Annotated in this window: 1 protein-coding gene; it reads right to left on the reverse strand. The window is 41.7% G+C overall.

The features are described from left to right. On the reverse strand, nt 1-499 hold a 499-nt coding region (locus AB4653_RS28660; protein ID WP_372106032.1), incomplete at both ends, for a methyl-accepting chemotaxis protein.

Raw genomic sequence — 499 nt, forward strand, 5'->3', positions numbered from 1 at the left:
AATCGCTGCATTTAACGCAAGGAGATTGGTCTGTTCAGCGATTTCACCAATCACTGTCAAAATATCACTGATCCCTTTAGTTTCTTGGCTCATGCTTTCTAGGTTCGATGATGTGTTCTCTATCTCAGAAACTAGTGCATTAACCTTCATTTGTGCATCACCGACAGCATTGAGTGATTGCTCCCCGATATCCGACGCGACTTTAGTTGATTGCGCCGTTTCACCTGCATTTTGGGCAACGGCGTCAGCTGTTGAACTCATTTCTTCAATGGCAGTGACAATTTGTTCAGTTTCTTGCACGTGCTGATTCAAAATGTGGTTATTTTCATCTGATTTATGTTCAAGTTGCTGCACATTTTCTTTCAGTTCAGACGATGCTGCGTCAATCTTTAGCATCAAGTCTTGTATATGCTCGATGAATTGGTTTACACCAGATGCGATTTGCCCTAAATCATCGTGTTTCTTTACTTCGAGTCTCTGAGTTAAATCACCATCACCA

The organism is Vibrio sp. 10N.222.48.A3 (assembly GCF_041475345.1).
In the GTDB taxonomy this organism is placed as follows: Bacteria; Pseudomonadota; Gammaproteobacteria; order Enterobacterales; family Vibrionaceae; genus Vibrio; species Vibrio tasmaniensis_A.